This is a genomic window from Oleiphilus sp. HI0067 (genome assembly GCF_001635735.1).
On record NZ_LWFI01001246.1, the window covers coordinates 1 to 1021 of the forward strand.

General features: G+C 46.9%; 2 protein-coding genes. Both read right to left on the reverse strand.

The window, feature by feature from the left end; all coding sequences use genetic code 11:
- Positions 1–21: 21 nt before the first annotated feature.
- Positions 22–522, reverse strand: coding sequence for a flagellar motor switch protein FliN (gene fliN, locus A3739_RS19000; RefSeq protein WP_068480029.1), 501 nt, complete (start codon positions 520–522; stop codon positions 22–24).
- Positions 515–1021, reverse strand: a 507-nt coding sequence (locus A3739_RS19005; protein ID WP_197472441.1) for a FliM/FliN family flagellar motor switch protein, incomplete at its 5' end; no start/stop codon positions are given. The genes A3739_RS19005 and fliN, both read right to left, overlap by 8 nt.

The window sequence follows — 1021 nt, forward strand, 5'->3', positions numbered from 1 at the left end:
GCCAAATCCAGCGCTGCCTAGTTAGCCTAGGCGACGAATGCGTTCTGATGGACTTACAACGTCCGTCAAACGAATACCGAACTTATCGTTCACCATAACCACTTCGCCATGGGCAATTAGCGTACCGTTAACCAGTACATCTAATGGCTCGCCTGCCAATCGATCCAATTCAACAACAGAGCCCTGATTCAGCTGTAATAAATTACGAATAGGGATTGACGTATTCCCAACTTCCATCGAGATGGTCACCGGAATATCTAAAATCACGTCCAGATCGGGAGTTTCAGAACCAGTACCCAGACCTGCACTAGCTTGATGAGCTGTGCCAGAGAAACTTTCCAAGGGCGCTGCCTGAATATCATTCTCTTCGCCACCTAAGGCTTCAGCCTCGGCCATCGCCGCGGCCCATTCATCCTCAGCGTCACCACCAGCATCGCCAGACTCTTCCATCGCCGCTTCCCATTCAGATGCTAACTTCTCGTCTTCACTTTGACCGTCGTTTTGGGTTTCGTTATCACTCATCTTCGTCTACCAAGCTGGTTGAAGCGGTTGTTGGCCGCTCTATTTTGTCCTTAATCATCAATGCCAGTGATCCATTTTTCTGGCCTAACTGAGCATAAAACATAGGTATTTTGTTTGCCGATACCATGGCATATTCAGGTAAATCTACGGAAATAATGTCGCCTTCTTTTAAATTCGACACGTCACGTAAACTAATTTGGTTTTCTAGTAGGGTTGCGTTAATCGGCACGTTTGCGCTGAGTAAATCTTCACGCATCGTGTTCACCCAACGTTCATCAATTTCATCAACGTCGCTTTGCACACCGGCATCAAGCAGCTCGCGCATAGGCTCAATCATCGAGTAAGGCAGCGCCAAATGCAGATCACCGCCACCGCCATCTAATTCAATATGGAATGTACTGATTACAACCACCTCACTTGGGCTGACTATATTCGCCATTGAGGGGTTCACTTCAGAATTCACATACTCAAAATCAACTTTAAAAATCGCATTCCAAGC

Coding starts and splice junctions, on each gene's coding strand:
- fliN (WP_068480029.1), bottom strand. CDS start 522: ATGAGTGATAACGAAACCCAAAACGACGGTCAAAGTGAAGACGAGAAG.